General features: G+C 68.4%; 4 protein-coding genes. 3 read left to right on the top strand and 1 reads right to left on the bottom strand.

Going from position 1 to position 3,313, the window contains the following annotated elements:
* Positions 1-658 precede the first annotated feature (658 nt).
* The 3 genes from dhaK to ACFQEU_RS13320 are packed head-to-tail and all read left to right on the top strand — an operon-like array spanning position 659 to position 2,777.
* Positions 659-1,654: a dihydroxyacetone kinase subunit DhaK gene (dhaK, locus tag ACFQEU_RS13330; protein WP_379782923.1), complete on the top strand. Its 996-nt coding sequence runs from the start codon at positions 659-661 to the stop codon at positions 1,652-1,654.
* Positions 1,651-2,397: a dihydroxyacetone kinase subunit DhaL gene (gene dhaL / locus ACFQEU_RS13325; protein ID WP_379782921.1), complete on the top strand. Its 747-nt coding sequence runs from the start codon at positions 1,651-1,653 to the stop codon at positions 2,395-2,397. Before dhaK ends, dhaL begins: the two co-directional genes overlap by 4 nt.
* Positions 2,394-2,777 carry a PTS-dependent dihydroxyacetone kinase phosphotransferase subunit DhaM gene (locus ACFQEU_RS13320; protein WP_379782919.1) on the top strand — a complete coding sequence of 128 codons (384 nt, stop codon included), beginning with the start codon at positions 2,394-2,396 and terminating at the stop codon, positions 2,775-2,777. The genes dhaL and ACFQEU_RS13320 overlap by 4 nt, the downstream gene beginning before the upstream one ends.
* A gap of 17 nt (positions 2,778-2,794) precedes the next feature.
* On the opposite strand, the gene ACFQEU_RS13315 is transcribed toward ACFQEU_RS13320, so the two are convergent.
* Positions 2,795-3,313, bottom strand: a 519-nt coding sequence (locus ACFQEU_RS13315) for a putative PEP-binding protein (RefSeq protein WP_379782917.1), incomplete at its 5' end; no start/stop codon positions are given.

Here is a 3,313-nt window from a genome sequence, read left to right as displayed (position 1 = left end):
CTCGAGCTCGGCGAGCTGCCGACGGTGCTCGTTATGCTCGCCGCGGTCACCGTGTGCTGTCTCGCGTGGCCGACCGCCGCCGACGCGCTCGACGTCTCCCCGTGGGTCGGCTTCGGGGTCGCCGTGATCGGCGCGGTCGTCGCCGCCGTCAACCTGGTGGTGATCCTCGTGTGAGCCTGTTCTCACACGAGTTCCACGAGAACAGCAGTGATGAGTTCGGCACACCAGCTGAGTTTGTCAGACCGATCGCCGAGGCAGTCGGAGGTTTCGATCTAGACCCTGCATCGGGTGCCGAAGCAACGCCACATGCGTCGACGCGTTTCACGAAGAGGACGACGGGCTAAGCCGCGAATGGTTCGGTACCGTTTGGTTGAACCCTCCGTTTTCGGAGAAAGAGCGATGACAGAGACGAACACTGGGTGTTCCTCGCTGCCGAACTCGATACCTAACTCGGTACGAGTTTGTTCGCGTACTCCGAAACAGGTCTGCGAGATACGCGCCCTGTACTCGGCACGGAGCCCGTATCAGCGTTGGAGGGTTTCAACACAGCCGACGAATGAGGTGTTATAAGTCCAGCGGACAGCTTCGCCGAGAATCGCCCGTACGACCGCTCACGCCACCATCTTTAACCGGTCACGGGACAGTGTGTACGTCGATCATGAAGAAACTCATCAACGATCCGGACGACGTCGTCGACGAAATGCTCGACGGGATGCTCGCGGCGTACCCCGACCGGCTCCGCCGGCTCCCCGACACGCAGGTACTCGTCCGCGAGGACGCGCCGCTGGACAAGGTGAACCTCGTCACGGGGGGCGGGAGCGGCCACGAACCGACTCACGCCGGCTACATCGGCGACGGGATGCTCGACGGGGCGGCCGCAGGCGGCGTGTTCTCCTCGCCGACTGCCGACGAGTTCGAGGCGCTGATCGGCGCGTGCGCCGGCGACGAGGGCGTACTCGCCATCATCAAAAACTACGAAGGCGACGTGATGAACTTCGAGACCGCCATCGAGCTGGCGGAGATGGAGGGGATCGAAGTGGAGAGCGTCGTCGTCGACGACGACGTCGCCGTCGAGGACTCGCTGTACACCTCCGGCCGACGGGGCGTCTGCGGGACGATCCTCGTCCACAAGGCTGCGGGCGCGAAAGCCGCAGAGGGCGCGGAGCTGGCGGAGGTCAAACGCGTCGCCGAGAAGGTGATCGACAACGTGGGCACGATGGGGATGGCGCTCACCTCGTGTGTCACGCCGGAGAAGGGTGAGCCGACGTTCGACCTGGGGGACGACGAGATCGAGCTGGGGATCGGGATCCACGGCGAGCCGGGCACCGAGCGCACCGACACGATGCCCGCGGACGAGGTGACGGACGAGCTGACCGAGGCCGTACTGGAGGACCTCGACGTCGAGGAGGGGGCGGAGGTGCTCACGATCGTCAACGGGATGGGCGGCACGCCGGAGATGGAGCTGTTCGTCGTCAATCGGCGGCTTCAAGAACTGCTCGGCGAGCGCGGGATCGAGACGCACGACGCGTGGGTCGGCGATTACATGACCTCGCTCGACATGGCGGGCGTCTCCGTCACGGTGTGCGTGCTCGACGACGAGCTGAAGACGCTGTTCGATGCGCCGGCCGACACCCCCGGACTGAGCGTCCGATGAGCGGGAACGGCGACGCGGTCGTCGCGGCCGTCGAACGGGTCGCGGAGCGGATCGAGGCGGAGCGCGACCACCTCACACAGCTCGACTCCGCCATCGGCGACGCGGACCACGGCGGGAACATGGCGCGGGGGTGGGCGGCCGCCGCTGACGCCGCACACGACCTCGACGACCGGGACCCGGAGACGGTCGCAAAGACGGTCGGGAAGACGCTCATGTCCGAGGTCGGGGGCGCGTCGGGGCCGCTGTTCGGCGGGTCGCTGGTGTTCGCGGGCGCGGAGCTGGAGGGGGGCGTCACCGCCGAGACGGCCGTCGCGTTCGCGGAGACGTATCTGGAGAAGGTGACGGACCGCGGCGACGCCCGCGTCGGTGACGTGACGATGGTGGACGCGCTGACGCCGGCGGTTCACACGTTCAAGAAGTCGATCGAGACCGACGACCGGCCGCCGCTCGAAGCGCTCGCGAGGGCAGTCGACGCAGCAGAGCGCGGTGTGGCGTTCACCGTTCCCCTCCGCGCGCGGAAGGGGCGTGCCTCCTACCTCGGCTGGCGGTCGGTCGGCCACCAGGACCCCGGCGCGACGAGCACGCTGTTCATCCTGGAAGAGCTGCTGGAGACGGCAGCGGATCGGCTCGACGAACCGATCCCGGACGTGGACGCGACCTCGCCGACGATCCCGGACGAGGAGACGGACGGGACGGACGCGGACGGGACGAACAGCAAGGTGGACGCCGAGGGGGACTCGTGAGCGTCGGGCTCGTCGTCGTCTCACACAGCGAGCGCGCGGCGACTGGGATCCGCGAGATCGCCGCCGAGATGGCCGGAGACACTCGCATCGAGGCCGTCGGCGGCGACGGACAGGGTGGGATCGGAACCGTTCCGGACGCGATCACGGCGGCGCTCGCCGCGGCCGACGACGGCGACGACGTCGTGGCCGGCGTCGACCTCGGCAGCGCGGTGATGAACGCCGATGTGGCGATCGAGATGGCCGACCTCCACGCGGTCATCGCGGACGCACCCGTGCTCGAAGGCGCGGTCAACGCGGCGGTCGCGGCGACCGACCCCGATGCGACCTTGGAGACGGTCAAAGAGCAGGCTGAGGCGGCACGGGAGGTCGAGAAGCTGTAGCGGCCCGCGGACCACCGCTACGTCCCGAGCAGCTCCCGGACCGCTTCGCGGGTCTCACACGCGAGAGCGTCGACTGCGAGCGCGCGGGCTTCGGCCGCGTCGACCTCCCGAGCCCGTCGTTTCACCGCCGGGATCGTCACGGCGCTCATGCTGAGCTCGTCGAGTCCGAGCCCGACGAGCAGCGCCGTCAGCTCCGGGTCGCCGGCCATCTCGCCGCACATCCCGACCCACACGTCCCCGTCTGTGGCCATCGCGGCCGTCGTTGTTCGGTCGATCGCCCGCAACACCGCCGGGTGAAGCGGATCGTGGTAGTCGCCCACCGCGTCGTTCTCGCGGTCGACGGCCATCACGTACTGCGTGAGGTCGTTCGTGCCGATACTGAGAAAATCGAGTCGTGCGGCGAGCGCGTCCGCCACGAACGACGCGGCCGGCGTCTCGACCATGGCCCCGAGCTCCGGTATCGCGTAGTCGATCCCCGCCGCATCGAGGTCGGCCGCGACCGCGTCGATCCGCTCCAGCGCCGCGTCGATCTCCTC

This window comes from Halorubrum tibetense, from assembly GCF_042661865.1.
Taxonomy (GTDB): domain Archaea; phylum Halobacteriota; class Halobacteria; order Halobacteriales; family Haloferacaceae; genus Halorubrum; species Halorubrum tibetense.
The sequence above is the reverse complement of the archived record's forward strand: the minus strand, read 5'-3'. Positions and strand labels throughout refer to the sequence as shown.

Excerpts from the sequence above, each read along its gene's own strand:
- dhaK (WP_379782923.1), top strand. The coding sequence starts at position 659 with ATGAAGAAACTCATCAACGATCCGGACGACGTCGTCGACGAAATGCTC.
- dhaL (WP_379782921.1), top strand. The coding sequence starts at position 1,651 with ATGAGCGGGAACGGCGACGCGGTCGTCGCGGCCGTCGAACGGGTCGCG.